The organism is Vibrio cincinnatiensis DSM 19608, from assembly GCF_900167345.1.
Taxonomy (GTDB): Bacteria; Pseudomonadota; Gammaproteobacteria; order Enterobacterales; family Vibrionaceae; genus Vibrio; species Vibrio cincinnatiensis.
The window spans coordinates 58,008-84,395 of the sequence record NZ_FUXB01000008.1 but is presented as its reverse complement, the minus strand read 5'-3'; the positions used below and the strand labels follow the sequence as shown (position 1 = coordinate 84,395).

Here is a 26,388-nt window from a genome sequence, read left to right as displayed (position 1 = left end):
CGATGGGCAGCCAATCCATCATTTATCGGGAGCGACGACTCATGAAGCATGAGAAAGTGCCTGTTTAAATTGAGCAACACTGGAGCCACAATTATGCTGTCTATTTTTGATATTTTTAAAATTGGGATCGGTCCATCAAGCTCTCATACCAATGGTCCAATGTTGGCGGGCCATCAATTTTTATCCTTACTCAAAGATATCAGCGCTGTCACAAACGTTCAGATTGATCTATACGGCTCACTCGCTTTAACGGGTAAAGGTCATCACACCGATCGCGCTGTATTACTGGGCTTGCTCGGTCAACACCCAGCGACTCTTGATACCACTCAAGCCAGATTAGCCCTACAAGTGATTGAGCAAACCTCAACATTACTTTTAGCTGGGCAAAAACACATTGCCTTTTCGACGAGAGAGGATCTACATTTCCATCAGCAAAGTTTACCTCTGCATGAAAATGGAATGATGATAAGTGCATTTGATAGGCAGCATACAAAATTGGCTTGTGAAACTTACTACTCCATCGGCGGAGGTTTTATTGCGACCGCACACGAACTTGAACATGGTAATCAAACCATCCCGATAGCCGTAGAATTTCCGTTTACTTGTGCTGAGCATCTCCTTAAACAGGCACAGGAGAATGGATTAAGTTTAAGTGGATTAGTTCTACGTAATGAACTTGCCTTCCACGACACCCCTACCATTAATCAAAAAACAGAGCAAATTTGGCAAGTCATGTCTGCTTGTATGCAACGAGGATTTGAGACGGAAGGCATTTTAGAAGGAGGGTTGAATGTCACTCGTCGTGCTCCTGCGTTGTTGAAAAAACTACAATCAAATGCAAAAAATGTAACAGATCCTTTGGAAATATTAGATTGGGTTAACTTATTTGCCTTTGCTGTCAGTGAAGACAATGCGGCGGGTGGGCAAGTGGTTACCTCTCCCACCAATGGAGCGGCTGGAGTTATTCCCGCAGTTTTGATGTATTATCACCAGTTTGTTCAACCACTAGAGACCAAGCAGCTTAAAGATTTCCTATCCGTTGCGGGAGCAATAGGTATGCTATATAAAATGAATGCCTCCATTTCAGGAGCGGAGGTAGGGTGTCAGGGTGAAATTGGCGTATCCTCTTCAATGGCAGCGGCTGGGCTCACCTCGTTGCTCGGAGGAAGCAATGAACAGATCTGTATTGCGGCAGAAATCGCCATGGAGCACTCCCTCGGTATGACCTGCGACCCGATTGGTGGCTTGGTCCAAGTTCCCTGCATTGAGCGCAATGCAATGGGGGCCGTCAAAGCGATCAACGCTTCACGCATGGCACTTAAGCGAACCAGTAAGTGTCTTATTTCGTTAGATAAAGTCATTGAAACCATGTATCAAACGGGAAAAGATATGAACAAAAAATATCGTGAAACGGCATTAGGTGGTCTCGCTTTAATCCACTTAGCTCCACCCTGTGAATAAATAAAAACGGAAGAGGATCGTCCCCTTCCGTCATAATTGCTCACAATGCCCATAAAATCAGAGCTAATACCTGCGGTGACAATATTCGTAAACACATGACCAAAGGATAAACCGTGGCATACGCTAGTGCAGATGCACCACTGGTTTCATGTAATCCATTAGCAAACGCCAGAGCTGGTGGATCCGTCATTGAACCGGCTAACATCCCACAGACGGTTAAATAGTTCAGGTGACCAAATAACCGGGCGAGAATCCCCACCGTAATCAATGGAATCGCCGTAATTAACGCACCATACCCCATCCAGCTTACGCCATCCCCCTGAATCAAGGTATCAACAAAGTGCCCACCCGATTTCAGCCCTACAACTGAAAGAAAAAGCACAATACCAATTTCACGCAACGCTAAGTTCGCACTTGGCGGCATGAACCAATACATCTTACCAATACTGCCGATACGGGCTAAAATCAAAGCGACGATAAGAGGGCCACCTGCAAGACCAAGCTTGATCGCCGCAGGAAAACCTGGCAAGTAAAAAGGTATCGAACCCAATAATACACCGAGACCAATTCCGACAAAGACAGGCAACATTTGTACATGTTGTAATTTTTGATGCGCATTCCCAACAATACCACTCACTGATTCAATGGCTTCTTTGCGGCCAACCAAATTTAAAATGTCCCCAAATTGCAAGGTTGATTGGCTAGAAGGAATTAGCTCTACCCCCGCCCTATTGAGCCGAGAGACCACTACGTCATACTTTTCTTTCAGATCCAAATCACGCAGTTTTTTACCCAGCACAATTTCATTGGTGACCACTAAACGCTGCACACGTAACTCGGTTCCTCGGGTAGACAGCGAAGCATCAACCTCTTCACCGATCACTAACCGAGCTTTTTCTAATGCTTTCTTATCTCCAACAAGATGAAGTAAGTCATTCAGTTCAACACGAGAATCCGGTTTAGGGACATAAAGTTGCTCTCCTCGTTTTAAACGAGAACAAATAATATTACCATCACTTAACGCGGGGATGTCTTGTAAAAACAACCCATTTAAGTTCGGGTTTTTCACCGCGACATTTATCGTGTTTAGGCTCTCTTTTTTATGCCCGTTATGAATTTCAAATTCCTCGGCTTCTTGCGAAATATTAACTCGAAATAGCATACGTAATAGCCACATCGTAAGTAAAATACCGCAAATACCAAATGGATAAGCAATTGCATAGCCCATCCCAGTTAAATCGAGCAGGTTTTCTTGCCCTCCCAATTCTCCCAGAATTTGCTGCCCAGCCCCCAAGGAAGGCGTATTGGTTACCGCACCCGAAAACACACCCAGAATAACGGGTAATGGCACCTCAAATAAGTAGTAAAGTGCAATGGTCACTAAGCAACCCAGTAGAACAATTAAAGCCGCAAAGCCATTAAGTTTAAGGCCGGATGACCGCAAGGAAGAGAAAAAACCTGGCCCCACTTGTATACCAATTGTATAAACAAACAGGATAAGACCAAATTCTTGAATAAAATGTAGGGTATTGTAGTCGAGCTCGATTCCCCAAGCCGTCGTAAAATGGCCCACTAAAATGCCACCAAACAACACCCCACCAATCCCTAACCCAACACCATATATTCGCCAATTTCCAAGCCACAACCCCAGCACTGCTACCAGCGAAAGAATGCTGATAGATAGCGCAATGTCACTCATGATTCTTCTCCTAAATAGTAAAAATTAGACTTTTAAGGGCAAGCGTACTGAACAACAAGCAGGGGTAGGCGTAAGAACTGATAAGAGTGGTTAGTCTACAGCTGAAGGGTTCCAATCGGACGAGAATGCCATCTAAGCCGATTTGTCGTTGCCCTAAACTAAACACAGTAATACTGCAATTGTAAGGAAGTGTTAACTCTGGATAATCAGAAGTGTGCGTTCAAGCGAGTCTCAAGCTAAATCCTTTTTTAATCTACGATCTCGCTGACACCATCATGGAATTTCATTGACATTTCTATCAAATTTGACGATTTGCTCAATAATGAGAAATCAAGCATTACATAAAATAACCATCACTTATTTACCAACGTAACCGATGATGGTGTATCTAAGAAACGCTCAATTTTACTGCGCTGAACAATCCAGTGATAAGTGAGTGACAAAACACAGACTTGATATAGCCAGAAAAAATACATCGCGGCATTAAAAAGCAAGTCCCACTGTCCGGTGACATCCCACTGAATCAGAACCATAAATAATACCGTCAGGCTGTAAGGTAAAAGCCCCAGCAAAATAAATAGTGGTGTTTGATAGGGTTTCGATAAATTCCACGCCATTTTCAAGCCCCGCGGTTCCTGATCAATCGCTACGGCTGGAATGACTAAACTCCAACGAGCGAATAACCAGCAGCAGGGCAACGAAAAAAATAGATAAAGAATAAAAATGGGAAAGGAAGTAAGCCACGCCTCAAAGAAGTAAAAAAACACAAACACACTGCCCATAAGCAGGAAAAACAGCCCGGTCCCCATCAATATCCAATAACCAATCATTCTTAGCTCTCGAATTCCTGAAGAGGATGAATTTTCCAGAGAATCTAAGAGAATCTGTCTATGCAAACGAACCGTAACCCAAGCAGTAATAGCCATAAGAAGCGTACCCCATAGTATGGTTTGCGGAACACTGTATTCTTCTTTCGGCATAAAATAGTGAGCACTCAACGTCACCAACCAATAAGGCCACGATAACCGAAGAAACGGTCGCCACTGTTGTTTAAAAAGTTGAAGACTGCGGGATAACACATACAAAACTGGCAACTGACATAACGGCATGATCATTTACTCTGAGCCTAATTGAGAGAGTCATCATAGTGATGAATCACTACGATGATCGTGTTAGCAAACAATATGACCTAAATTGCTTATTTTTTCAGCGCTAATCTCGTGACAAAGCTCGAGGTTATCATGCAAGTTACTAATACTTTTATTATAAACCATCGCACATTCTCAATGTTAAGATGGCAAGCGTCTTACTGATGACTCACTCTATCCCAACTATACTGAATATCCTTTGAACTTGATTTAAAAGGAAATATTGTCCAGTATGAATCAAAAAGGATGCATAGTGTATGAGTAACCCAACACCACGATTGACTCTGCGTGTCATTGAAAAGAGTGACTATCCTGAATTGGCAGCGTTAATGGACTTAGTGTTTCACGATGTGGGTGGCGCTTGGCCAAGAATGACCATTATGGATTTAATTCATCAGTTTCCTGATGGGCAAATTTGCATCGAAGATGATGGTAAAATCATTGGAGCCGCGCTGACCATCAAGGTGGATTACAACCGTTTTTCCCTTCCTCATGTTTATACTGACATTATCAATGAACACAATGTCATTCAGCATAAAACCAATGGCGATGCCTTATATGGTTTGGATGTGTTTGTTCACCCTGACTACCGAGGCTTACGGCTAGGCCGCCGGCTCTATGCCGCCAGAAAGGAGTTATGCCGTAGTGATAACCTAAAAGCCATTTTAGCGGGTGGTCGCATACCCGGTTATGCTCAATATGCGGATGACATGCCAGTGATGGACTATATCGAGAAAGTGAAACGACGTGAGCTACACGATCCCATTCTCTCCTTTCAACTGGCCAATGATTTTGATGTCAAACGTATCATGCGCCACTACCTACCTGAAGACGATAACTCCCGAGGTTATGCCACTTTACTCGAGTGGGATAACTTTTTTTATGAAGAAGATATTCAATCTGTTCATGATATCGAAAAAACCTTAGTTCGTATTGGTATCGTTCAGTGGCAAATGCGGGCGGTACTCAGTGTAGAAGATTTACTGGATCAAGCAGAATTTTTTGTCGATTCACTTTCAAAATATCAAGCTGATTTCGCTCTATTCCCTGAGTTTTTTAATGCGCCATTGATGGGATTAAAACGCGAGCAAAACAGCGTCGAAGCCATTCGTTTTCTGGCTTCCTTTAGTGAACAGATAAAAACGCATTTCTCGAAACTGGCCGTGACTTACAACATCAATATCATTGCGGGTAGTATGCCCGTATTAGAAGATGGGCAACTGTATAATGTCGCTTATTTACTCCACCGCGATGGATCCATTGATGAACAGTACAAAATTCATATTACCCCACATGAAAAACGCGACTGGGTAATTGATGGTGGTAACCACGTCCAAGTGTTTGAGACGGATGCTGGCCGAGTAGGCATTTTAATTTGTTATGACAGCGAATTTCCAGAACTCGGGCGCATGTTAGCAGAACAAGGCGTGCAAATTATCTTTGTTCCTTTCTGGACCGATACGAAAAACGGTTATCAGCGTGTTCGTCTTTGCTCACAAGCCAGAGCGATTGAAAACGAGTGCTATGTCGCCATCGGAGGCAGTGTCGGTAATTTACCGCGAGTTGATAATGTGGATATCCAATATGCTCAGTCAGCCGTTTTCTCTCCCTCAGATGTTTTTTTTCCACACGATGCGACGATTACTGAAGCTAGCCCCAATACAGAGATGATTATTTTTGCTGATGTGGATCTGGATAAGCTGAAACAACTGAATACTGAGGGCTCAGTGACCAACTTACGTCATCGTCGGATGGATCTCTACGGAGGCTTCACCCATCCGAAAAAGTAGTATACGACTTTGTTTCAGTGTAACCCATAAATTATGCTGGAACATTCACTCAGTTGTTAAAAAAATGATAACAAAATCACCCTATTTACTCATTAATATCGATAGAATAATTATTCTAAAAACGTCAAGAAGAGCTTTTTATGGAACCATTACTCAACGATTTCCCCGTCATTACTGAAATTTCCGTCGTTTGGGGAGAAATGGATGCCCTTCAGCATGTTAATAATGTGGTCTATTTTCGCTACTTTGAAACCGCTAGAATTGATTACTTCAAACACATCGCCTTAATGGAAGAAACACAAACCAGTGGAATAGGTCCAGTACTGAGTGAAACCCAATGCCGCTATAAAATTCCCATTACCTTTCCTGATACTTTATTAATTGGTTCTAGAGTGGTGGATATTCAAACGGATCGTTTCACCATGGAGTATCAGATCGTGAGTAAAAAAATAGGGAAAGTCACCACGACAGGTTCAGCAACCATCGTCATGTTCAACTTTGTCAGTGGCCAAAAAGCCGCTTTACCCGACCGCCTCATTCAAACTGTCCAACAAATGGAGAAAAAGGCCTTAGGATGAAAAGAAAAGGCCTAGCCACCTCTTGCCTAAGCTTCGCTCAACGCTTATTGTGCAAAGAAATTATCGTTGATGGATCACTGCATGAATAGCGCATTACTCGGCTTATTTATTCCAACTTTTTTCTTTGTGTCGATTACACCCGGGATGTGTATGACGTTAGCGTTAACGCTTGGAATGAGTATTGGCTATCGACGAACCCTATGGATGATGATTGGTGAGCTGATTGGAGTTGCGGTAGTGGCTATCTCAGCCGTGGTGGGTATTGCTGCCATCATGCTCAATTATCCATGGATTTTTACCCTATTTAAGCTACTGGGGGCAGGCTATCTACTTTATCTGAGTATTCAAATGTGGCGCTCAAAAGGCAAACTCGCCCTGAGTTCGGTTGACCATTCTCAAATAGCAAACCATCGTCGTACCCTGTTGATGCAAGGTTTCATCACCGCCATCGCTAACCCTAAAGGTTGGGCATTTATGATTGCTCTATTACCCCCTTTTATTGATCAATCTCACCGCTTAGTTCCACAACTCACCCTTCTCGTCTCTATCATCATGATTTCTGAGTTTGTCTCTATGTCTCTCTACGCAATGGGAGGAAAAGGCCTAAAACAAGCACTAGGACAAGCGGATAATTTACGGGTATTGAATCGTATCGCTGGCACAATGATGATGGGCGTCGCTATTTGGCTACTGGCCAGCTAACCAAGTTTTTCACTGAATACTCTCTTAGTCACGCCGTTTTAATGATAACGCGCCGCGGCTAAGTTCTACTCGCTTTCTCATTATAAATCGGCTTTACGCCTCCCCTTTCTCTTTCACATTACTTTGATACTCATACGGTTAGTGATAAATCACACAATTTATTAACAAGCGTGACATGAGAATAAGAGAGCCAATGGCACATTTATAAAATTAGATTACTCTTATGTAGGCACCAATGTGTTTCATAACATCAATATGTATAACATCGCAGTCGGCAATGCTACTGCCTTCAGGGTACTTCTATGCGAAAAAATCTACCAGTTACAGACAAAGAAAAAACCTTTGATAAAAACACAAAACTGATTTCTGTCACGGATACCCACGGAACCATCTTGGAGTGTAATGACGCTTTCGTCAAAATTAGTGGTTTTCAAAAAGAGGAACTTATTGGTCAACCTCACAATATTGTGCGTCACCCTGATATGCCTTCAGAGGCATTTAAAGTTATGTGGGAACACCTCAAAACGGGACAACCTTGGATGGGGTTAGTAAAAAATCGCTGTAAAAATGGCGATTTCTATTGGGTAGATGCTTATGTCACACCGATCACCCAAGACAATAAAGTGATAGGTTATGAGTCTGTTCGTTCTTGCCCAGATAAGAAAGCCATTGTCCGAGCGGAACAATTTTATCAAAGAATCCGTTCAGGGAAATCCCCAAAAAAAACCTCACCCATTGAGTTAGAAAACCTCTTTTTAGTATTGGCTTTGATAGCCTCAAGCACCGCTTATGTCATAGGGTATCCAGAATTGTCTGAAAGCTTATTACTTGCAGGGGTGATCATCTTCGGAGGGTGGGTTTCCTACGCGAGGAAAAAAACACTCCGCTCACTCAGTGATATGCTCAAATCCGCCTTCTACCACCCACTCGCCATGTACACTTATACCGACGATAGAGGTGAACTGGGAAAAATTAAAGTGTCTCTCTATAGCCAAGCTGCGCATTTAAGCACCATCATTGCCAGAATAGAGAATGCTGCCATCGATGTCTCGACAAAAGCCAAACAAGGTCAGTCACTCACACAAAATGCTAAGAAAGAAATAGCTCGGCAGCAAAAAGAGACTGAAGCGGTTGCTGCAGCGATGCATGAAATGAGCACTTCCATCCATGATGTATCAAAGCATGTCAATCATGCTGCTGATCAAGCTGAAGTGGCAAATAAACTGACTCAAAACGGCGTTACCACCTCTAATACCACACGTGATGCTATCGAAAAACTCAAACACACTGTTCAACAAATCGGACAATCCGTACAAAGTGTTTCTGAACAAACCAATAAAATTGCTCACGTAGCACAAATTATTGAAAACATTGCAGAACAGACAAATCTACTCGCGTTAAATGCAGCAATTGAAGCGGCAAGAGCGGGCGATCAAGGAAGAGGCTTTGCCGTTGTGGCCGATGAGGTTCGAGTATTAGCGACACGAACCCAGCAATCCACACAAGATATCCATACGATTATTTCCGAACTCACACAACGCGCTCAGCAAGCGGTCAACGTATCACAAACTGGGGTTTCTGATGCTGAGCAAGGACTTACCTATGTGCTAGAAAGTGGTGAGGTATTAAAGGGAATTTCCCAAGCTGTTGAGCAGATCGCCGCCATGTCCTCACAAATCGCAACGTCAGTAGAGCAACAAACCCATGTCGTAGAAGAGGTAAATCAGCAAATCGTCAATATTTCCAATCTGGCAACTTCCACCCTCAAAGGATCCAATGAGCTCAGTGACTGCATTGATAATGTTCATAAAGTATCCGATGATTTACATGAACTTGTGGTTCGCTTTAAACGTTAATGTAGGTATAAAAAAGAAGGTATCACCAAAAACGATCAACCTGAAAAGGCTTTTTATAAGATGAAAGCCTTTTTCTTTAAGCACGCGGTAAAGCCCAACCATTCTTAAATATCGCGGAAAGTAGAGACTCTCGCTACCCCTTTATGTGTGTTTTCTATTCAGTAAGTGAAAACCTTGCTTTTCCTCGGTTGTTATTGAGGGCTCAAAACAGGATAATGCTCAGATCAGAATTGAAGACGACTTTCATTATGACCGAATATTTTTTGCTATTAATCGGTACAGTATTGGTTAATAACTTTGTACTGGTAAAGTTTCTGGGCTTATGCCCTTTCATGGGAGTGTCCAAAAAACTGGAAACTGCGATAGGCATGGGGTTTGCCACCACGTTTGTGCTTACGCTTGCCTCCGTCTGCGCATATCTGGTTGAAAGTTACATTCTTCGCCCACTTGGCATTGAATATTTAAGAACCATGAGCTTTATTTTAGTGATTGCTGTTGTTGTGCAATTTACCGAAATGGTCGTACATAAAACCAGCCCTACCTTATATCGCCTATTAGGTATTTTCTTGCCTTTGATTACGACAAACTGCGCAGTACTGGGTGTGGCACTACTCAACATTAATGAAAACCATAACTTTATCCAATCCATCATTTATGGTTTTGGTGCTGCCGTCGGTTTTTCTTTGGTTCTCATTCTTTTCGCCTCCATGCGTGAGCGTATTCAAGTGGCGGATGTTCCCACTCCATTTAAAGGTGCATCGATAGCGATGATTACCGCAGGGCTTATGTCCCTTGCCTTTATGGGCTTTACCGGATTGGTGAAATTGTAATGAGTACGTTATTGATCGCCGTTCTGGCTTTAGCGGCATTAGCCGCGATTTTTGGTGCTATCTTAGGGTTTGCCTCGATCCGTTTTAAAGTCGAAGGTGACCCGATCGTAGATCAAATCGATGCTATTTTGCCGCAAACACAATGTGGTCAATGTGGCTACCCTGGTTGCCGCCCCTATGCTGAAGCTATCGCTAATGGGGATGCAATCAATAAATGCCCTCCAGGTGGGCAAGCTACAATAGAAAAACTCGCGGATTTAATGGGTGTTGATGTTCAAGAGTCTGCACACGATCTCGACAACAAAGTCAAAACCGTTGCCTTTATTCATGAAGATATGTGCATTGGTTGCACGAAATGCATTCAAGCTTGTCCTGTCGATGCCATCGTCGGAGGAACAAAAGCAGTACATACCGTGATAAAAGACGAATGCACAGGCTGTGATTTATGTGTCGCGCCTTGCCCAACAGATTGTATCGAGATGATCCCTGTGGAAACAACGCCGGATACGTGGAAATGGCAAATGAATGCTATTCCAGTTGTGAATATCCCCCATTTTTCAACAGATGAATCCGGTGCGTCAAACGGTTCGCAAAATAGCGTGAATTAAGAATGAGTATGTTGTCATTAATCGAAAAAATTCGTACTGGTGCTCTATGGGACTTCCCCGGAGGGGTTCATCCACCAGAAAATAAAAAACAATCAACAAAGATACCATTGGTAGAAGCACGTCTAGCTAAGGAATTTGTCTTACCGATAAAACAACATATAGGTAAGTCTGGTGAGTTGTTGGTACATGTCGGTGATAAAGTACTCAAAGGGCAGCCACTTACCTCATTCTCCAGCACATTCATGCTACCTATTCATGCTCCTACCTCAGGTATCATTAGTGCTATTGAACCAAGAACCATTACTCACCCATCGGGGCTGAGCGAACTGTGTATTGTCATTAAAGCCGATGGAGAAGACCGTTGGTATGAACACTCACCTATCACAGACTATACTCAAGCCTCACCAGAAGAATTGATTGAAATCATCCGCAATTCAGGGATCGCAGGATTAGGAGGCGCGGGGTTTCCAACGGCAAAAAAAATTCATTCTGGATTATCTCGTGTTGAGATATTCATCGTGAATGCGGCTGAATGCGAGCCTTATATTACCGCCGATGATGCCCTTATGCGTGAACATGCCCGAGAAATTATTGATGGCATCAGCATTGTTGAGCATATTTTAAAGCCCAAATTAACCATTATCGGTATTGAAGACAATAAACCAGAAGCGATCAAAGCCTTACAGGAAGCCGCCGTAGATAAAGATATTGTCATTCGGGTTATTCCAACGAAATATCCTTCCGGTGCAGCCAAACAACTCATCAAGCTCCTCACCAACCTTGAAGTCCCCGCAGGAAAACATTCTGTCGATGTGGGCGTCCTTGTCCAAAATGTAGGCTCAATACACGCAATTAAACGGGCAGTTATAGACGGAGAGCCACTAATACGCCGAGTAATTACCCTCACTGGAGAGACATTCTCCCAACCATGTAATGTTTGGGTTCATTTAGGAACCCCCATTCAATCACTTCTCGATGAATTTGGCTATCAAGCAGACAGAAAATTACCCCGTTTGATCATGGGAGGCCCGATGATGGGCTTTACTCTGCCTCACGCTAACGTCCCTATTACTAAAACCAGCAACTGTATTTTAGCGCCAACAAGAAAAGAGATCGCTCTACAACAAGCAGAAATGGCCTGTATCCGCTGTGGACAATGTGCCGATGCCTGCCCAGTGTCTCTGCTGCCTCAACAATTGCTCTGGCATGCTAAAGCACAAGAATATGAAAAATGTGAAGAACTGAACCTCAAAGATTGCATCGAATGTGGCGCTTGTGCTTATGTTTGTCCAAGCGAAATTCCACTGGTTCACTATTACCGCCAAGCCAAAGCCGAAATTCACACTCGTAAACGAGAAACTGAAGCGGCTGAACGGGCTAAACAGCGCTTTGAAGAGAAAAAAGCGCGAATGGAGCGCGACAAAGCAGAACGGGAAAATCGTTTTAAGAAGGCGGCTGAAGATCGACGAAAAGAGATGCAACAAAGTGGTGGTGAAGACGCAATCGCTGCTGCGATTGCTCGGGTTAAAGCCCAAAAACACCGCCAAGAAACCAGCGATAATACCACTAAACCCGCTGTGGCAGCGGCCATTGCCCGGGCGAAAGCAAAACAAGCAAAAGCCTCGCAAACCGAAACTCAAGAGCCAGATAATTCTGAAATGATTAAACTGCGTGAAGAACGTAAACAACTGGCTCGACAACGTAAAGCTGAAAAAAATACCCCCGCTGAAACTGCGCCAACCACAGACACCGGCGATGAGAAAAAAGCCGCTGTAGCGGCCGCTATCGCTCGAGCTAAAGCCCGTAAAGCCGAGCAGCAGACCGTAGAAACACAGCCTGAACCAACGCCTGAAGCTGACCCCAAAAAAGCGGCCGTGGCGGCCGCTATCGCTCGTGCTAAAGCGCGTAAAGCCGCCCAGAAAACAGAAAATCAACAAAATAACGTTGAGGAGAACAAATAGTGGCCTTTTTTATTGCCAGCTCCCCACATACGCATAATAAGCGTAGTACATCGGATCTCATGAAGTGGGTGGCGATTTGCGCTTTACCAGGGTTGTTGACCCAGACCTACTTTTTCGGATGGGGAACCCTTATACAATTACTATTGGCCATCACCATCGCTCTAATGCTAGAAGCCAGCGTGATGAGGCTACGAAAGCGCTCCCCATTAATGGCAATCCGTGATCACAGTGCCTTAGTAACGGCGTGGCTACTCGCTATTGCCATTCCCCCACTCTCCCCTTGGTGGCTGATCACTATTGGTATTTTATTTGCCATTTTAATCGCTAAACAATTGTATGGTGGATTAGGGCAAAATCCATTTAATCCAGCGATGGTGGCTTATGTGGTTTTGCTTATTTCTTTTCCCGTACAGATGACCAGCTGGATAGCCCCCAATCCATTGGCTCCTGAGTCAGTTTCTTTGATTGATTCTTGGTCACTCATTATGAGCGGATTTAATCAAGACGGATTATCTCTACAGCAAATAAGAACCAGCATCGATGGTATGACAATGGCAACGCCATTAGATGCTTTTAAGATCTCAATCCATACCGGACACACCGTCTCAGAATCAATGAAGCAGCCACAATTTAGCGGTTTAGCCGGAATAGGTTGGCAATGGGTCAACCTTGCGTATTTCATTGGGGGGGTAGTATTGATTAAGCTACGGGTTATTCACTGGCATATTCCAATCGCTTTTCTAACTGGACTTATCACATCAAGTACACTGGCCATGTTACTGGTTCCCGATACCACAGCATCACCAATCATGCATCTGCTTTCAGGAGCCACTATGCTGGGAGCCTTTTTTATTGCGACCGACCCAGTAACCGCATCCACAACCCATCAAGGACGTCTGGTGTATGGTTTTTTCATTGGCTGCATGGTGTTTATCATCCGCAGTTGGGGTGGTTTTCCTGATGGGGTCGCTTTTGCGGTATTATTAGCCAATATGTGTGTGCCGTTGATCGATTACTACACTAAGCCTAGAACTTACGGACATTAAGGAAAAGCGATGCTGACTGCCATACGTAAAAATGGGCTGATCCTTGCTATCTTTGCTTGTGCATCGACAGGCGTTGTGGCCTTAACCCAATATTTAACCGCCAGCCAAATACAAGCTCAAGAAAAGGCCCAACTGTTATCGATATTAAATCAAGTGGTTCCACCGCATCTACACGATAATGAGTTATCACAAACCTGTACGTTAGTGAGTAATTCCTCACTCGGTACAACCAAAACTCTGCATGTTTATCAAGCCAGTTTGGAAGGTAAACCAACGGCCTTAGCGATGGAAGCCATTGCTCCCGATGGTTATAACGGTGCCATTAAACTCATCATCGGTATTGATAATGAAGGCACGGTCATTGGTACTCGAGTTCTTTCTCACCAAGAAACCCCAGGATTGGGTGATAAAATTGACCTACGAATCAGTAATTGGATCCTAAGCTTTACGGGGCGGCAAGTTACTGAAGAGAATCAGCAGCAGTGGCAAGTTCGCAAAGATGGCGGGCAATTTGATCAATTTACCGGAGCAACAATCACTCCACGAGCCGTCGTTAAAGCGGTGAAAAGAACGGTTAATTACGTTAACCTGCACCGTAATGAAATCCTGCAACAGCCACTCTACTGTGGAGGAGAGAATAATGAGTGATCATAAAACCTTGCTGAAAAATGGTCTCTGGGATAATAACCCTGCCTTAGTGCAACTGCTGGGGTTATGCCCATTATTAGCCGTCTCTTCCACAATAACCAATGCACTAGGCCTTGGGTTGGCAACTTTATTTGTCTTAGTCGGCTCAAATGTGACCGTATCTTTGGTGCGTGACTATGTGCCTAAAGAAGTTCGTATACCAATTTTTGTGATGATCATTGCCGCCTTAGTCACCTGTGTTCAGCTATTGATGAATGCCTATACTTATGGTTTATACCTCTCGTTAGGGATCTTCATCCCGTTAATCGTCACCAACTGCATCATTATTGGCCGAGCTGAAGCTTTTGCCTCCAAAAATGAGGTTCTGCCCGCGGCACAAGATGGGTTCTGGATGGGGCTAGGCATGACCTCTGTGCTCGTCGTACTCGGTTCACTACGCGAAATCATTGGCAACGGTACGCTCTTTGACGGTGCCGATCTACTGCTTGGAGATTGGGCAACCATACTACGTATCGAAGTGTTCCATTTAGACAACAGTTTTCTACTCGCACTGCTTCCTCCCGGCGCATTTATTGGAGTCGGATTTCTTATTGCAATGAAAAATATCATTGATAGGCAACTCGCACTGCGCCAACCTAAACAAGAAAAACCAACCATTGAACGTGCTCGAGTCACCAATGTATAAGTGCCTAAGATAAACAGGAAGCAAGATACCCATGAATAATACAAAACGAGTCGAAATTCTTCAGCGGCTAAGGGAAAACAACCCCAACCCACAAACAGAATTAAACTGGAACAGCCCTTTTGAATTATTAATTGCCGTCTTGCTTTCTGCCCAAGCGACCGATGTCAGTGTCAATAAAGCAACCGATAAGCTTTATGCTGTCGCCAATACCCCACAAGCCCTTTGGGATCTAGGCGTGGAGGGAGTAAAGTCATACATTAAAACCATCGGCTTATTTAACTCAAAGGCTGAAAACGTCATCAAAACATGTCGTATTCTGTTAGATAAATATCAAGGTGAAGTTCCAGAAGACCGTGCCGCTCTCGAATCATTGCCCGGCGTCGGACGCAAAACCGCGAATGTGGTACTCAATACCGCTTTTGGCTGGCCAACGATTGCGGTAGATACTCATATTTTCCGAGTCTCAAACCGAACCAAATTTGCAGTAGGGAAAAATGTGGATGAAGTGGAACAAAAACTACTCAAAGTCGTCCCTAAAGAGTTTAAAATCGATGTCCACCACTGGTTAATTCTTCATGGCCGCTACACTTGCATCGCACGAAAACCGCGCTGTGGTAGCTGTATTATCGAAGATTTATGTGAATATAAAGAAAAAATTCACCCTGAAAGCTAGGAGTCTTTTATGTCAAATAGTCGTATTCTTCATACTATGTTACGTGTAGGAGATCTTGACCGTTCTATCGAATTTTATACCAATGTCATGGGTATGAAGCTACTACGTAAAAATGAAAACACCGAATACAAATACACCCTTGCCTTCTTAGGCTATGGTGATGAATCAGACGGTGCTGTCATTGAATTGACCTATAACTGGGGGGTCGCAGAGTACGACCTAGGCAATGCCTATGGTCATATTGCCATTGGTGTTGATGATATTTATGCCACATGTGATGCGATAAAAGCCGCAGGCGGGAATGTGACACGTGAAGCAGGCCCAGTAAAAGGCGGCAGCACCCATATCGCCTTCATTAAAGATCCCGATGGCTATATGGTTGAACTTATCCAAAATACACAAGCCAGTGCGGGTTTAGAAGGTTAGTAAAAACCGCTCGAAAGAGCGGTTTTTCTTGCTATGTACCATCTTGTACAGGGGTAAGAAGCCTTTTATTAAATTTGTGTTCTCCCTAAAGAAATCACTACACGACGGTTTTTATCTCGCCCAACAGGTGAGGTGTTATCATCAATAGGACGACGGCGACCATAACCTTGAACTTGAATTCGGTCTTCCGGCAAACCCAGAGAGTGGAAATATTTCTGTAACGACTCGGCCCGCTTATCAGACAAACTCTGGCTCTCATTTTTTCCATCACTACTATCGGTATAAGTAGCCACCAAAACTAAATCAATATCTTGGTTATAACGAATGTAGTCTGCCACTTGCGCCAAACGTTTTTGTGATGCTTTATTAAGCTCAACGCTGTCACCGCGATCATAATGCAAAATCGTGAATGCAATATCTTCAAAGCTGTAAGGTAATAAATTAGCAATACAATCACTAAAAACATTGTATTGAGGCTGGAAAAGAACCGATGACAACATGATCTCAATCCGCTGATTACGGCTTTGCCAGTCTTGATAACTGAATGTAGGGTAGCGCCCTTTCTCCAACTCACTCAATAGAGCCCAAGCCGTTTGCCCACCAATGTAGCCATCAAACTGTTTAAAAAATTGAAGATTGGTAATGCGTTCTGCACTCTCACTAGGTCGCCATACAGGAGGCATAGACACTAAACTGACGTTTCGTGTTTCTCCCATTGGTCTACGCATTTTCAATTCAAAATCAAGATTGATTTTTTTGCTGGCATGAGAGGTAAAAACCGCATCACCATAATTAGGAATCGGATGAACCAAACGACATTCTAAAGGGGTATTAGTAACCATTTGCCAAGTCGATTGTTGTGGTGTGGCCACATACTGCTTACTCATCGCAGAAACAGTAAACGAAACTATCGTTCCTATCATGCAAAAGCTGGTCATAACCCATTTATTCATAACGTATTCTCTTACCACTTCTCGACAACAGGGGCGACGTTTTGCCGCTTATCGAATAAAAATCATCGTCTCTTATCTATCTGGCAAACATGATGCAAAAAACTCGCCATGTTTCCCAACATCCCTGCGCTATTTCGAATCATGAGTCTACCCTTGCTGATTCAAGAACGATACTGTAATTTTTCCAAACCCTATGATTCATCCCTCTCAATAACATTTATTGAAGGTAAGCAAAAACTATTACAGGGAAATCCCAGAGATTCGGTTTTGCTTAACTACAGAATCTGTAATAATGCCCTCATGTTTAGATAAGTTAGGCTCACATGACGGTTATTAATGAAGCACTCACGCTAAAAAAACGCTTTAGGGGCTATTTCCCGGTAGTTATTGACGTAGAAACCGCAGGTTTTAACCCATTAACGGATGCCTTACTGGAAATTTGCGCCATTACCTTAACGATGGACGAACAAGGCAATTTGCATCCAGCCTCGACGATTCATTTCCATATCGAACCTTTTGAAGGTGCCAATATAGAAAAGGCGGCGTTAGAATTTACGGGGATTTATGACCCATTTAGCCCATTGCGTGGGGCAGTAAGTGAAGAGTACGCCTTAAAAGAGATATATAAACAGGTTAGAAAAGAACAAAAAGCCGCGGATTGCAGCCGAGCAATTATTGTCGCGCATAATGCAGCCTTTGACCATGGATTTGTCATGGCAGCCAATGAGCGCTGCAAACTGAAGCGAGTCCCTTTTCATCCCTTTGCAACGTTTGATACTGCGGCGCTAAGTGGTTTGGCCTATGGGCAGACCGTTTTAGCAAAAGCGTGTAAAGCCGCGGGGATGGAATTTGATAATAAAGAGGCACACTCTGCCCTTTATGATACCCAGCAAACCGCAGAATTATTCTGTGGGATTGTCAATAAATGGAAAGCGCTCGGAGGCTGGCCACTCGTTGAACAGGCCACAACTACCGATGAATAATAAATAAATGGAATGAATTGAGAAGTCTATGAATCCTGTCGTTATCTCTGTTTGCGTCATGCTAATTTTAGCCCTGATGCGCATTAATGTCGTTGTTGCACTCACGTTCAGTGCAATTGTTGGTGGGCTCGTTGCGGGGATGAGCCTAAACGAAACCGTTTCTGCCTTTGAAAGTGGTTTAGGTGGTGGGGCAACCATCGCATTAAGCTATGCCATGCTTGGAACGTTTGCTGTGGCGATTTCACGCTCTGGCATCACCGATGTTCTCGCTCAAACCGTCATAAAACGTTTGCATGGAAAACAAAGTTCTGCAGCAACAACGGGGATGAAATACGCCGTATTGGTTGCCTTGCTTCTAATGGCTATGTCTTCTCAAAACGTTATCCCTGTGCATATCGCCTTTATCCCAATTCTAATTCCGCCACTCTTAGGTGTTTTTGCTCGATTAAAGGTGGATCGTCGTATGATTGCCTGTGTACTCACCTTTGGACTGATCACTCCTTATATGATCTTACCCGTTGGCTTTGGCGGGATTTTTCTCAACAATATTTTGCTGAAAAACCTGCGAGATAACGGTTTAGAACATGTAACAGCCAGCCAAGTTCCGATGGCGATGTTACTACCAGGATTAGGCATGGTCGTCGGTTTGCTCCTTGCCATCTTCTTTACTTACCGTAAACCACGAGAATATAAAGAAACCGAACTAACGGTTATCCATCAAGAAAATCATAAAATCAATCATAAACATATTGTCATCGCTGCGATTGGGATTGTCGCCGCTTTAGCCGTACAACTGGCAACCGGTTCAATGATCATTGGGGCTTTAGCCGGCTTTATGGTCTTTACTTTTGGCGGTGTGATAGCATGGAAAGAAACCCATGATGTGTTTACCAAAGGGGTACACATGATGGCAATGATCGGGTTTATCATGATTTCCGCAGCAGGATTTGCCGCCGTCATGAAATCAACTGGTGGCGTTGAATCACTGGTTACCGCTCTTTCTACCAGTATTGGGGATAACAAACCTCTTGCGGCATTGCTAATGCTTGTGGTGGGTTTATTAGTCACGATGGGGATTGGCTCTTCATTCTCAACCATTCCGATCATCGCAACGATTTATGTTCCCCTTTGCCTTGCTTTTGGGTTCTCTCCGATGGCAACCATTGCTCTAGTAGGGACAGCGGCAGCACTGGGTGATGCGGGGTCTCCAGCTTCAGACTCCACTTTAGGCCCGACTTCTGGCTTAAATGCGGATGGACAACATGAACACATCTGGGAGACAGTCGTCCCAACCTTTATTCACTATAACTTACCGTTAATTGCATTTGGCTGGCTTGCCGCAATGGTGTTGTAAATAAAGAATAACTACAAAAAAGAGAGCGCTAATTTTGCGCTCTCTTTTTTCTCTATCATTAAACCCACTAAAGAAACATTACGCCCCTTCGTTATGAAGCTCAAGGTTGGCGAGATCTTGCTGAATTTCCGCTTGAGTTTTTGCATCATCACAACGCATCGACTCAAGGTATTCTAAGTAAGCCTGATCGATATCTCCAGTGACATATTCTCCATTAAAAACTGACGCTTCAAATTGAGTAATATCAGGATTGCCCAAACCAACCGCTTGCACCAGATCCTCCAATGTTTGGAAGATTAGCGCATCAGCGCCAATCTGCTGACAAATGGCTTCATTATCACGTCCATGTGCAATCAGTTCATTCGCACTCGGCATATCAATCCCATAAACGTTAGGAAAACGAATTTCAGGGGCGGCAGAAACCAGATACACTTTTTTCGCGCCTGAATCACGAGCCATTTCAATGATCTGTTCAGAGGTAGTACCACGTACAATCGAATCATCAACCAGCAGTACATTTTTGTCTTTAAATTCAGAACGAATCGCATTCAGTTTACGGCGAACTGATTTTATCCGCTGTAGCTGCCCAGGCATAATGAATGTACGGCCAACATAACGGTTTTTCACAAACCCTTGTCGATAAGGTTTATCGATTGCTTGTGCAATTTGTAAGGCAATGTCACACGAGGTTTCAGGAATAGGAATCACCACATCGATATCCAATTCGCTAAAATTTTCTTTAATGCGTTCACCCAACTTCTTACCCATTTCCACTCGGGCACTGTAAACCGAAATTTTATCAATAAAAGAATCAGGGCGAGCAAAATAAACGTACTCAAAAATACACGGGTTCAAAACCGGATGATCAGCACATTGCTTGGTAAACAGCTCCCCCTCAAAGGTTGCATAAATAGCTTCACCGGGTGCGATATCGCGCATAAAGCTAAAGCCTACCGCATCTAGCGCCACCGATTCAGAAGCAACCATGTACTCCGTACGTTCGCCCACTTCTCGCTTACCTAAACAGAGCGGGCGGATACCATGTGGGTCACGAAAAGCAATCATGCCATGGCCAATAATCATCGCGGTGACGGCATAAGCGCCACGGATAGTACGATGGACATTTGCAACGGCACGAAACACATCCTCGGCGGTCACATTTCCTTTGACGGTATCTATCTCATGGGCCAGCACATTCAATAAAACCTCAGAATCTGAAGTAGTATTAATATGGCGACGATCTTTTTCGAAGAGTTTTTGCCGCACATCGGCCGCATTCGTCAGATTACCATTGTGCGCAAGGGTAATACCAAATGGAGAGTTGACATAGAAAGGTTGAGCTTCAGAAGCACTTGAACTGCCTGCCGTTGGATAACGGACATGGCCAATTCCCACCGTCCCTTGAAGACGCTGCATGTGCTTAGCTTCAAAGACATCCTTGACTAAACCGTTCGCCTTGCGCAGACGAAAACGATTGCTTTCTATGGTACAAATACCAGCGGCATCTTGGCCACGATGCTGCAATACCGTTAACGCGTCATAAATTGACTGGTTTACCAGCGTTGTACCCACGATTCCAACAATACCACACATGTCCTAATCCTCGATTTGCGACAATAACTGGCGCTTAAACCGCGCCAGAAAGAAAACTTGATGTTGCTTGTAGATGTTCAAAGAACGGAGCAATAATGCGGCTAAACTCCGGCACCAGCTGCGAACTCTTCCACCACTCTGCGCTTGGGGATGCAGTAAAAGCATCCATAAAAAATAAGGCGGCGGCAACAATCAGAACGCCTCGTAAAGCACCAAAAACGACGCCGAGAATTCTGTCTGTTCCTGATAACCCAGTTTTGTGAACCAACTGTGCAATCACGTAATTAACAATCGCTCCGACAATCAATGTTGCCACAAATAGCACGGCTATTGCCGCCCCATTTCGGAACATGTCATCGTTAATATTGCTAAAGTACACCGCTAATTTCGCATAATACTCGGAGGCGATATAAAACGCCGCAAACCATATCACTAACGATAATGCTTCTTTAGCAAAACCACGAACTAGGCTAATCAACGCGGACAAGCCGATCACACTTAAAATGACAATATCTAACCAATTCATGAGTTCTTACATTCTAAGTTGGCGCGCATTTTAACAGAAAAATACGCGACGCAAACGTTTTCTTATGGGTTTATTGGCTTAAACTTGAGCAATTGACCTTTTGCACCGGTAATTTTCTCTAATTCCACCAACTGTTTTTCTAGCTTACTTTTTGATACATCAGGCCCAATGATCACTCGCGTAAAGCTATTTTCTTGCTTGGTGTGGGCTTGGTAACCCCGCTTTTGTAGATCCGCCACAACCGTTTTAGCATTTTCGGCATTTTTCAGAGCCATCAGCTGAATGATCCAAGCACTGTCTTGGTAGTCATTTTTCTCAATAACAGGCCGAGTGGTCGTGGTGAGTTTCTGTGTACCTTTCTCAGCACCTTGCTCAACCGGAGCCGTATCAACGGCGGTCACAGGAGAGTCAGGAAGGGCAACTTGATCTTCGATAGGATCTAGAATTTCAAATCTTTCCACTTCACTGTCTAATTCAGGTTTAAGAGGAATGCTTGCGATCTCCTCTTGGTAGTGGAGTTTTTTTCCATCTAATAAGTCTGGTAGTACAATGACGCCGATAGCCACTAAAATAATCGTTCCCACTAATCGGCTTTGAAATTTACTCGCCATTTACTCTCCTTTCTCTTGCCAATACTCAAGCACTTCACCTACGGTATGGAACGAGCCAGCAACAACGATGACATCATCAGCCTGTGCTTGTGTCAACGCAGTTTTAAAAGCCGTGACAGGGTTGTCATAGTGTTGTAGGTCATAAGGAATGTATTGAGTAAGCGCTTGAGCGGTTGCGGCGCGAGGGCCTGAAAGTGAAGCTGGATACCAGTGCGTCACAATAGGAGCGAGCGCATCCAAGGTCGACTTAATATCTTTATCATGCAACATACCAATCACTAGGTGAATGCTCTTCTGAGGATACTGGCGTTCAAGTTGAGCAACGAGATAGTGAGCTGAATGGGGGTTATGTGCAACGTCTAATACAATGGTTGGTTGGGTATCTAACCGTTGCATCCGACCTGCGAGCGCTGCGGTACGCAAACCTTCAATGACATCAATATCGCTCACATTCAAACCTGAGCAACCGAGTGCCATCAATGCCGTCGCCGCATTCGGCAGCGGTAAATTGGGTACGGGTAAATCGGTCAACTCAAATGAACCACTTTTCCAGTTCCAGCCATTTTCAGACGATAATTCATAATGGTACTGAATCCCCACTTGGTAAAATTTCGCACCAATATCATCCGCATGCGCAGCGACGGTTGCAGGAGGAGAAGGTTGCCCACAAATGGCAGGCTTTCCTTTTCGAAAAATACCCGCTTTTTCAAAACCAATCACATTAATGTCACTGCCTAACCAATCCACATGGTCAATAGCAAGACTGGTGATAACCGCAATGTCATGCTCAACGACATTAGTGGCATCCAGACGTCCACCAAGCCCAACTTCCAATAAAATGACCTCAACTTTCTCTGTTTGAAAAAGTCGCAACGCTGCAAGCGTTCCAAATTCAAACAAACTCAGTGAAATATCCCCCCGTTTAGCTTCTACATAGGCAAAAGCTTGGGCGTGTTTCTCATCTGGAAGTTCTTGACCATTAATACGAACCCGTTCGTTATAACGGATTAAGTGAGGAGAGCTGTAAACGCCCACAGAATAACCTGCATGAAGAAGAATACTCTCCATTAATGCGCAAGTAGAACCCTTACCATTGGTGCCCGCAACAGTGATCACCATTGCCGCTTGTTGAGTCAGTTGTGCTTTTTCCGCAACCGCTTGGACACGTTCTAACCCGAGATCAATGGCTGAAGCGTGAATGTGTGATAAATAATCAAGCCACATCGCAAGTGGAGAGGTGGCTTGAGGAATAGAGTATTGAGTCATCTAACGTAGAACCGTGGTTATGCTTGGTTTTGTTAGCCCCTACTTTACCCTTTTTTATCCACTTCTGGTACAGAATAAGTTTCTTCCTGTGGCGCACCGTCCACAGAAACAACCAGAGGTGAAGAATGACGGGTCATTTTGGCTAATAATCCAGCAACACGTTGGCGCATTTCTCGGCGATCAACGATCATATCTATCGCACCGTGCTCTAAAAGGAATTCACTACGCTGAAAGCCTTCTGGGAGATCTTCACGAACGGTTTGCTCTATCACGCGACGTCCAGCAAAACCAATTAATGCTTTAGGTTCGCCAATATTAATATCGCCCAGCATCGCTAAACTGGCTGAAACTCCGCCCATCGTTGGATCTGTCATCACTGAAATAAAAGGCAACCCTTTATTAGAAAGACGTTCTAATGCTGCACTGGTTTTAGCCATTTGCATCAAAGACATTAATGCCTCTTGCATACGAGCACCCCCACTGGCAGAAAAGCAAACCAATCCACAGTTGTTTTCAATTGCAGCATCAACAGCACGTACAAAACGGGCACCAACAACAGACCCCATTGAACCGCCCATAAAAGAAAATTCAAATGCGCAAGCAACAACCGGAACGCCAATAACTTCGCCCGTCATCACCACTAATGCATCTTTCTCACCACTATTTTTCTGTGCTGCTGCAATACGCTCTTTATAGCGTTTTGAGTCTTTAAACTTCAGAATATCTTTGGGTTCAAGTTCATCTGCAATTTCACGACGGTGATTCTCATCTAAAAACGTTTCAAGACGTCGACGAGCATTCATTCGCATATGGTGATTACACTTAGGGCAAACTTCAAGATTGCGCTCTAACTCAGCGTAATAAAGCACCTGTTCACATGATGTACACTTGGTCCATACCCCTTCAGGTATAGACGCTTTACGTGAACTGACGATGTTGCTTTTCTCTAAAATCTTTTCAAGCCAACTCATGCAAGACCTTTTACTTTCCCATCTCCCGCTTTATTACGAAAGATATAAATTAGACATTAACGCGAGGATTAAAGCATACAAAATGCTAACTGTAGACAAAAAACTGGTTGTACCTATTTTTATGCCGACCACACCTTCATGTTGTTGGAAGTCACAATGACCAATTAGTTCAAATCTTCCGCTAAAAATAACGGACCAAGCGGAGCTTTGGGTAACTCAAACCGCTCGGGATAATCCACATCCACCAAGTATAGCCCTTCTGCTTTCGCCGTCGCGGCAGCAAGCTTGCGATCTTTTGCCGCGAGCAGCCATTCTATCCACTGCGGCTCCTGCTCACCACGCCCGACGCTGATAAGGCTTCCTGCAATATTACGAACCATATGATGGACAAAAGCATTCGCTTTGATGTCTATGACAACATAGCGCCCATGGCGAGTGACCGTTAAGTGCATAATATTACGCCAAGGACTACGAGACTGGCAATGCACAGCACGAAATGACGTGAAATCATTCTCACCCAGTAAGTATTGCCCGGCCAAATGCATCCGATCTACATCCAGCTCCCCATGATAATGACTCACTCCTGAAGATAAAATTCCAGGTCGGTAGGCATGGTTATAAATAATGTAACGGTAACGACGAGCGGTTGCGCTAAAACGAGCATGGAATTCATCAGAGACTTCTTTTGCCCAGCGAACAGCAATGTCTTTCGGTAAATTCGCATTGGCCCCCATGGTCCAAGCAACCATTTTTCGATCAGCGGTGGTATCAAAATGTACCACTTGCCCAGTTCCGTGAACTCCGGCATCAGTACGCCCTGCGCATTGCACCTCTATCGGATGGTTAGCAATCGTTGATAGGGCTTTTTCCAGCTTTTCTTGTACGCTGATAACTTCTCGTTGGCGCTGCCAGCCAAAGTAATGAGTACCGTCATACTCAATACCCAGAGCAATTCTCATGATCTACTTCTCGTTGAAAAATGGGGGTGGCAGTATATACCCAAGTGACTTAGAGATGCTAGGTTCAACCTTGCTGAAGGTTCTCAATCATTGAGGCAACAAGAGGAAACCCACATGACCTCTTGTTGCCTTTCTTTCCTCGACGGGTGATCATCTTCGACCATTAATTACATCGATAAGATGTTTGGCTTGTCGACGAATATCATCACTCCCATCAACAATCGCTTCTTCCAAGAGTTTAATTGCCCCTTTGCGATCATTCATCTCCATATAAATTTTGGCGAGATCTAATTTACCCGCGGCTTCAGCGTTGCTATCTACATCAAAATCGGTGATATCACCAATGACATCTGGAAACTCATCCAAGCCAACATCGAGCTTAAGCTCTTCTTCATCCGGATTGATGGAGCCTTCTTCTCTCTCCACCTGTGCCATCAATTCATCGATGGTCATAAACTCGCTTTTTTCAGGGTCAAAATCGACTATATCTTCTTGATGTCCCCAATTTTCGACTTCAACTTCTGGCTGTTGATTTTGAATCTCCGGTTGCCATATTGCTTGGTCTTCTTCAGGAACCTCATCAGGAATCGTCGCTTTTTGATCTTCGGTGAGATTAAACCCATTCCAATCTTCCCCACCCATTTGCAGCATGGCTTCAATATCCATGCCAGCGCTATCAATGGTTTGGTTATCCAACGGCGTATTCAAACGTTCACTAGTCTGTTCGATATGTTCATCCAACAAAGAGTCTAATTGTTGTTCATTAAACTTATCACTAGCTAACTCGGTAAAGTCGACCTCTTCGATATCAGGTTTGGGCTGAACCTCCATCGCAGAATCCCGTGACTCTGAAGACTCTTCAATATCCAGCTCTTTAGAGTCAGAAACACTGTCTTGCTCATTATGTTCATCTTCATCAAGATGGTTCACCAACTCATCAAAATCTGGCTGCCCTTCTCCATCAAAGATAAAATCGGATTCTGTTTCAAATTCACTATCGAATAACGCATCTTCTTCGCTGTATTCTGGTAGTTCACTTTCATCAATATTGAGTGGCGCTT

General features: G+C 44.0%; 25 protein-coding genes. 15 read left to right on the top strand and 10 right to left on the bottom strand.

The window, feature by feature from the left end:
- The first annotated feature begins 93 nt into the window (after window positions 1-93).
- Window positions 94-1,461, top strand: coding sequence for an L-serine ammonia-lyase (locus B5D54_RS09055; RefSeq protein WP_078926226.1), 1,368 nt, complete (start codon window positions 94-96; stop codon window positions 1,459-1,461).
- Window positions 1,462-1,501: 40 nt separating this feature from the next.
- Here the strand turns inward: B5D54_RS09055 and B5D54_RS09050 are convergent, their stop codons facing one another.
- Both B5D54_RS09050 and B5D54_RS09045 read right to left on the bottom strand, forming a co-directional pair.
- Complete coding sequence (locus tag B5D54_RS09050) at window positions 1,502-3,160, bottom strand: putative transporter (RefSeq protein ID WP_078926225.1); 1,659 nt, start codon at window positions 3,158-3,160, stop codon at window positions 1,502-1,504.
- Window positions 3,161-3,513: 353 nt separating this feature from the next.
- On the bottom strand, window positions 3,514-4,275 hold the full coding sequence (locus tag B5D54_RS09045) for a hypothetical protein (protein WP_078926224.1): 762 nt from the start codon (window positions 4,273-4,275) through the stop codon (window positions 3,514-3,516).
- A gap of 290 nt (window positions 4,276-4,565) precedes the next feature.
- On the opposite strand from B5D54_RS09045, the gene B5D54_RS09040 reads away from it, so the two are divergent.
- From B5D54_RS09040 to gloA, 12 genes are all read left to right on the top strand, one after another.
- Window positions 4,566-6,098, top strand: a complete 1,533-nt coding sequence (locus B5D54_RS09040; protein WP_078926223.1) for a bifunctional GNAT family N-acetyltransferase/carbon-nitrogen hydrolase family protein — start codon at window positions 4,566-4,568, stop codon at window positions 6,096-6,098.
- 140 nt (window positions 6,099-6,238) lie between these two features.
- Window positions 6,239-6,676 (top strand): acyl-CoA thioesterase, encoded by a 438-nt coding sequence (locus B5D54_RS09035; protein WP_078926222.1) that lies wholly within the window; start codon window positions 6,239-6,241, stop codon window positions 6,674-6,676.
- Between the two features lie 81 nt (window positions 6,677-6,757).
- Window positions 6,758-7,378, top strand: a complete 621-nt coding sequence (locus B5D54_RS09030) for a LysE family translocator (protein ID WP_078926221.1) — start codon at window positions 6,758-6,760, stop codon at window positions 7,376-7,378.
- A 302-nt stretch (window positions 7,379-7,680) separates the two neighbouring features.
- On the top strand, window positions 7,681-9,234 hold the full coding sequence (locus B5D54_RS09025) for a methyl-accepting chemotaxis protein (protein WP_078926220.1): 1,554 nt from the start codon (window positions 7,681-7,683) through the stop codon (window positions 9,232-9,234).
- A gap of 248 nt (window positions 9,235-9,482) precedes the next feature.
- On the top strand, window positions 9,483-10,064 hold the full coding sequence (gene rsxA / locus B5D54_RS09020) for an electron transport complex subunit RsxA (RefSeq protein WP_078926219.1): 582 nt from the start codon (window positions 9,483-9,485) through the stop codon (window positions 10,062-10,064).
- Window positions 10,064-10,672 (top strand): electron transport complex subunit RsxB, encoded by a 609-nt coding sequence (gene rsxB, locus B5D54_RS09015; RefSeq protein WP_078926218.1) that lies wholly within the window; start codon window positions 10,064-10,066, stop codon window positions 10,670-10,672. The genes rsxA and rsxB overlap by 1 nt, the downstream gene beginning before the upstream one ends.
- 8 nt (window positions 10,673-10,680) lie before the next feature.
- On the top strand, window positions 10,681-12,633 hold the full coding sequence (gene rsxC, locus B5D54_RS09010) for an electron transport complex subunit RsxC (RefSeq protein WP_078926217.1): 1,953 nt from the start codon (window positions 10,681-10,683) through the stop codon (window positions 12,631-12,633).
- Complete coding sequence (gene rsxD, locus B5D54_RS09005) at window positions 12,633-13,679, top strand: electron transport complex subunit RsxD (protein ID WP_078926216.1); 1,047 nt, start codon at window positions 12,633-12,635, stop codon at window positions 13,677-13,679. Before rsxC ends, rsxD begins: the two co-directional genes overlap by 1 nt.
- Before the next feature lie 9 nt (window positions 13,680-13,688).
- Complete coding sequence (gene rsxG / locus B5D54_RS09000) at window positions 13,689-14,327, top strand: electron transport complex subunit RsxG (RefSeq protein ID WP_078926215.1); 639 nt, start codon at window positions 13,689-13,691, stop codon at window positions 14,325-14,327.
- A complete protein-coding gene (locus B5D54_RS08995) occupies window positions 14,320-15,012 on the top strand; it encodes an electron transport complex subunit E (protein WP_078926214.1) in 693 nt (230 codons plus the stop codon). The genes rsxG and B5D54_RS08995 overlap by 8 nt, the downstream gene beginning before the upstream one ends.
- A gap of 31 nt (window positions 15,013-15,043) precedes the next feature.
- Window positions 15,044-15,685, top strand: coding sequence for an endonuclease III (nth, locus tag B5D54_RS08990; protein ID WP_078926213.1), 642 nt, complete (start codon window positions 15,044-15,046; stop codon window positions 15,683-15,685).
- 9 nt (window positions 15,686-15,694) lie between these two features.
- Entirely contained in the window at window positions 15,695-16,111 is a 417-nt protein-coding gene (gene gloA / locus B5D54_RS08985) for a lactoylglutathione lyase (protein ID WP_078926212.1), read from the top strand.
- A 68-nt stretch (window positions 16,112-16,179) separates the two neighbouring features.
- On the opposite strand, the gene motY is transcribed toward gloA, so the two are convergent.
- Window positions 16,180-17,064: a flagellar protein MotY gene (motY, locus tag B5D54_RS08980; RefSeq protein WP_078926211.1), complete on the bottom strand. Its 885-nt coding sequence runs from the start codon at window positions 17,062-17,064 to the stop codon at window positions 16,180-16,182.
- Window positions 17,065-17,387: 323 nt separating this feature from the next.
- Here motY and rnt point away from each other — a divergent pair, with 323 nt between their 5' ends.
- Together rnt and B5D54_RS08970 are read left to right on the top strand one after the other, a co-directional pair.
- Window positions 17,388-18,047, top strand: coding sequence for a ribonuclease T (gene rnt / locus B5D54_RS08975; RefSeq protein ID WP_078926210.1), 660 nt, complete (start codon window positions 17,388-17,390; stop codon window positions 18,045-18,047).
- A 28-nt stretch (window positions 18,048-18,075) separates the two neighbouring features.
- Window positions 18,076-19,401 carry a Na+/H+ antiporter family protein gene (locus B5D54_RS08970; protein ID WP_078926209.1) on the top strand — a complete coding sequence of 442 codons (1,326 nt, stop codon included), beginning with the start codon at window positions 18,076-18,078 and terminating at the stop codon, window positions 19,399-19,401.
- Window positions 19,402-19,479: 78 nt separating this feature from the next.
- On the opposite strand, the gene purF is transcribed toward B5D54_RS08970, so the two are convergent.
- The 7 genes from purF to B5D54_RS08935 form a co-directional block, all read right to left on the bottom strand.
- Window positions 19,480-20,994: an amidophosphoribosyltransferase gene (gene purF, locus B5D54_RS08965; RefSeq protein WP_078926208.1), complete on the bottom strand. Its 1,515-nt coding sequence runs from the start codon at window positions 20,992-20,994 to the stop codon at window positions 19,480-19,482.
- 34 nt (window positions 20,995-21,028) lie between these two features.
- Window positions 21,029-21,520, bottom strand: coding sequence for a CvpA family protein (locus tag B5D54_RS08960; RefSeq protein ID WP_078926207.1), 492 nt, complete (start codon window positions 21,518-21,520; stop codon window positions 21,029-21,031).
- A gap of 62 nt (window positions 21,521-21,582) precedes the next feature.
- Window positions 21,583-22,131: an SPOR domain-containing protein gene (locus tag B5D54_RS08955; protein WP_078926206.1), complete on the bottom strand. Its 549-nt coding sequence runs from the start codon at window positions 22,129-22,131 to the stop codon at window positions 21,583-21,585.
- Window positions 22,132-23,397 carry a bifunctional tetrahydrofolate synthase/dihydrofolate synthase gene (gene folC / locus B5D54_RS08950; protein ID WP_078926205.1) on the bottom strand — a complete coding sequence of 422 codons (1,266 nt, stop codon included), beginning with the start codon at window positions 23,395-23,397 and terminating at the stop codon, window positions 22,132-22,134.
- 44 nt (window positions 23,398-23,441) lie between these two features.
- Window positions 23,442-24,368, bottom strand: a complete 927-nt coding sequence (accD, locus tag B5D54_RS08945; RefSeq protein WP_078926204.1) for an acetyl-CoA carboxylase, carboxyltransferase subunit beta — start codon at window positions 24,366-24,368, stop codon at window positions 23,442-23,444.
- Window positions 24,369-24,532: 164 nt separating this feature from the next.
- Window positions 24,533-25,327: a tRNA pseudouridine(38-40) synthase TruA gene (gene truA, locus B5D54_RS08940; RefSeq protein ID WP_078926203.1), complete on the bottom strand. Its 795-nt coding sequence runs from the start codon at window positions 25,325-25,327 to the stop codon at window positions 24,533-24,535.
- Window positions 25,328-25,477: 150 nt separating this feature from the next.
- Window positions 25,478-26,388 (bottom strand): FimV C-terminal domain-containing protein (locus B5D54_RS08935; RefSeq protein WP_303046252.1); only part of this gene is annotated, 911 nt, incomplete at its 5' end.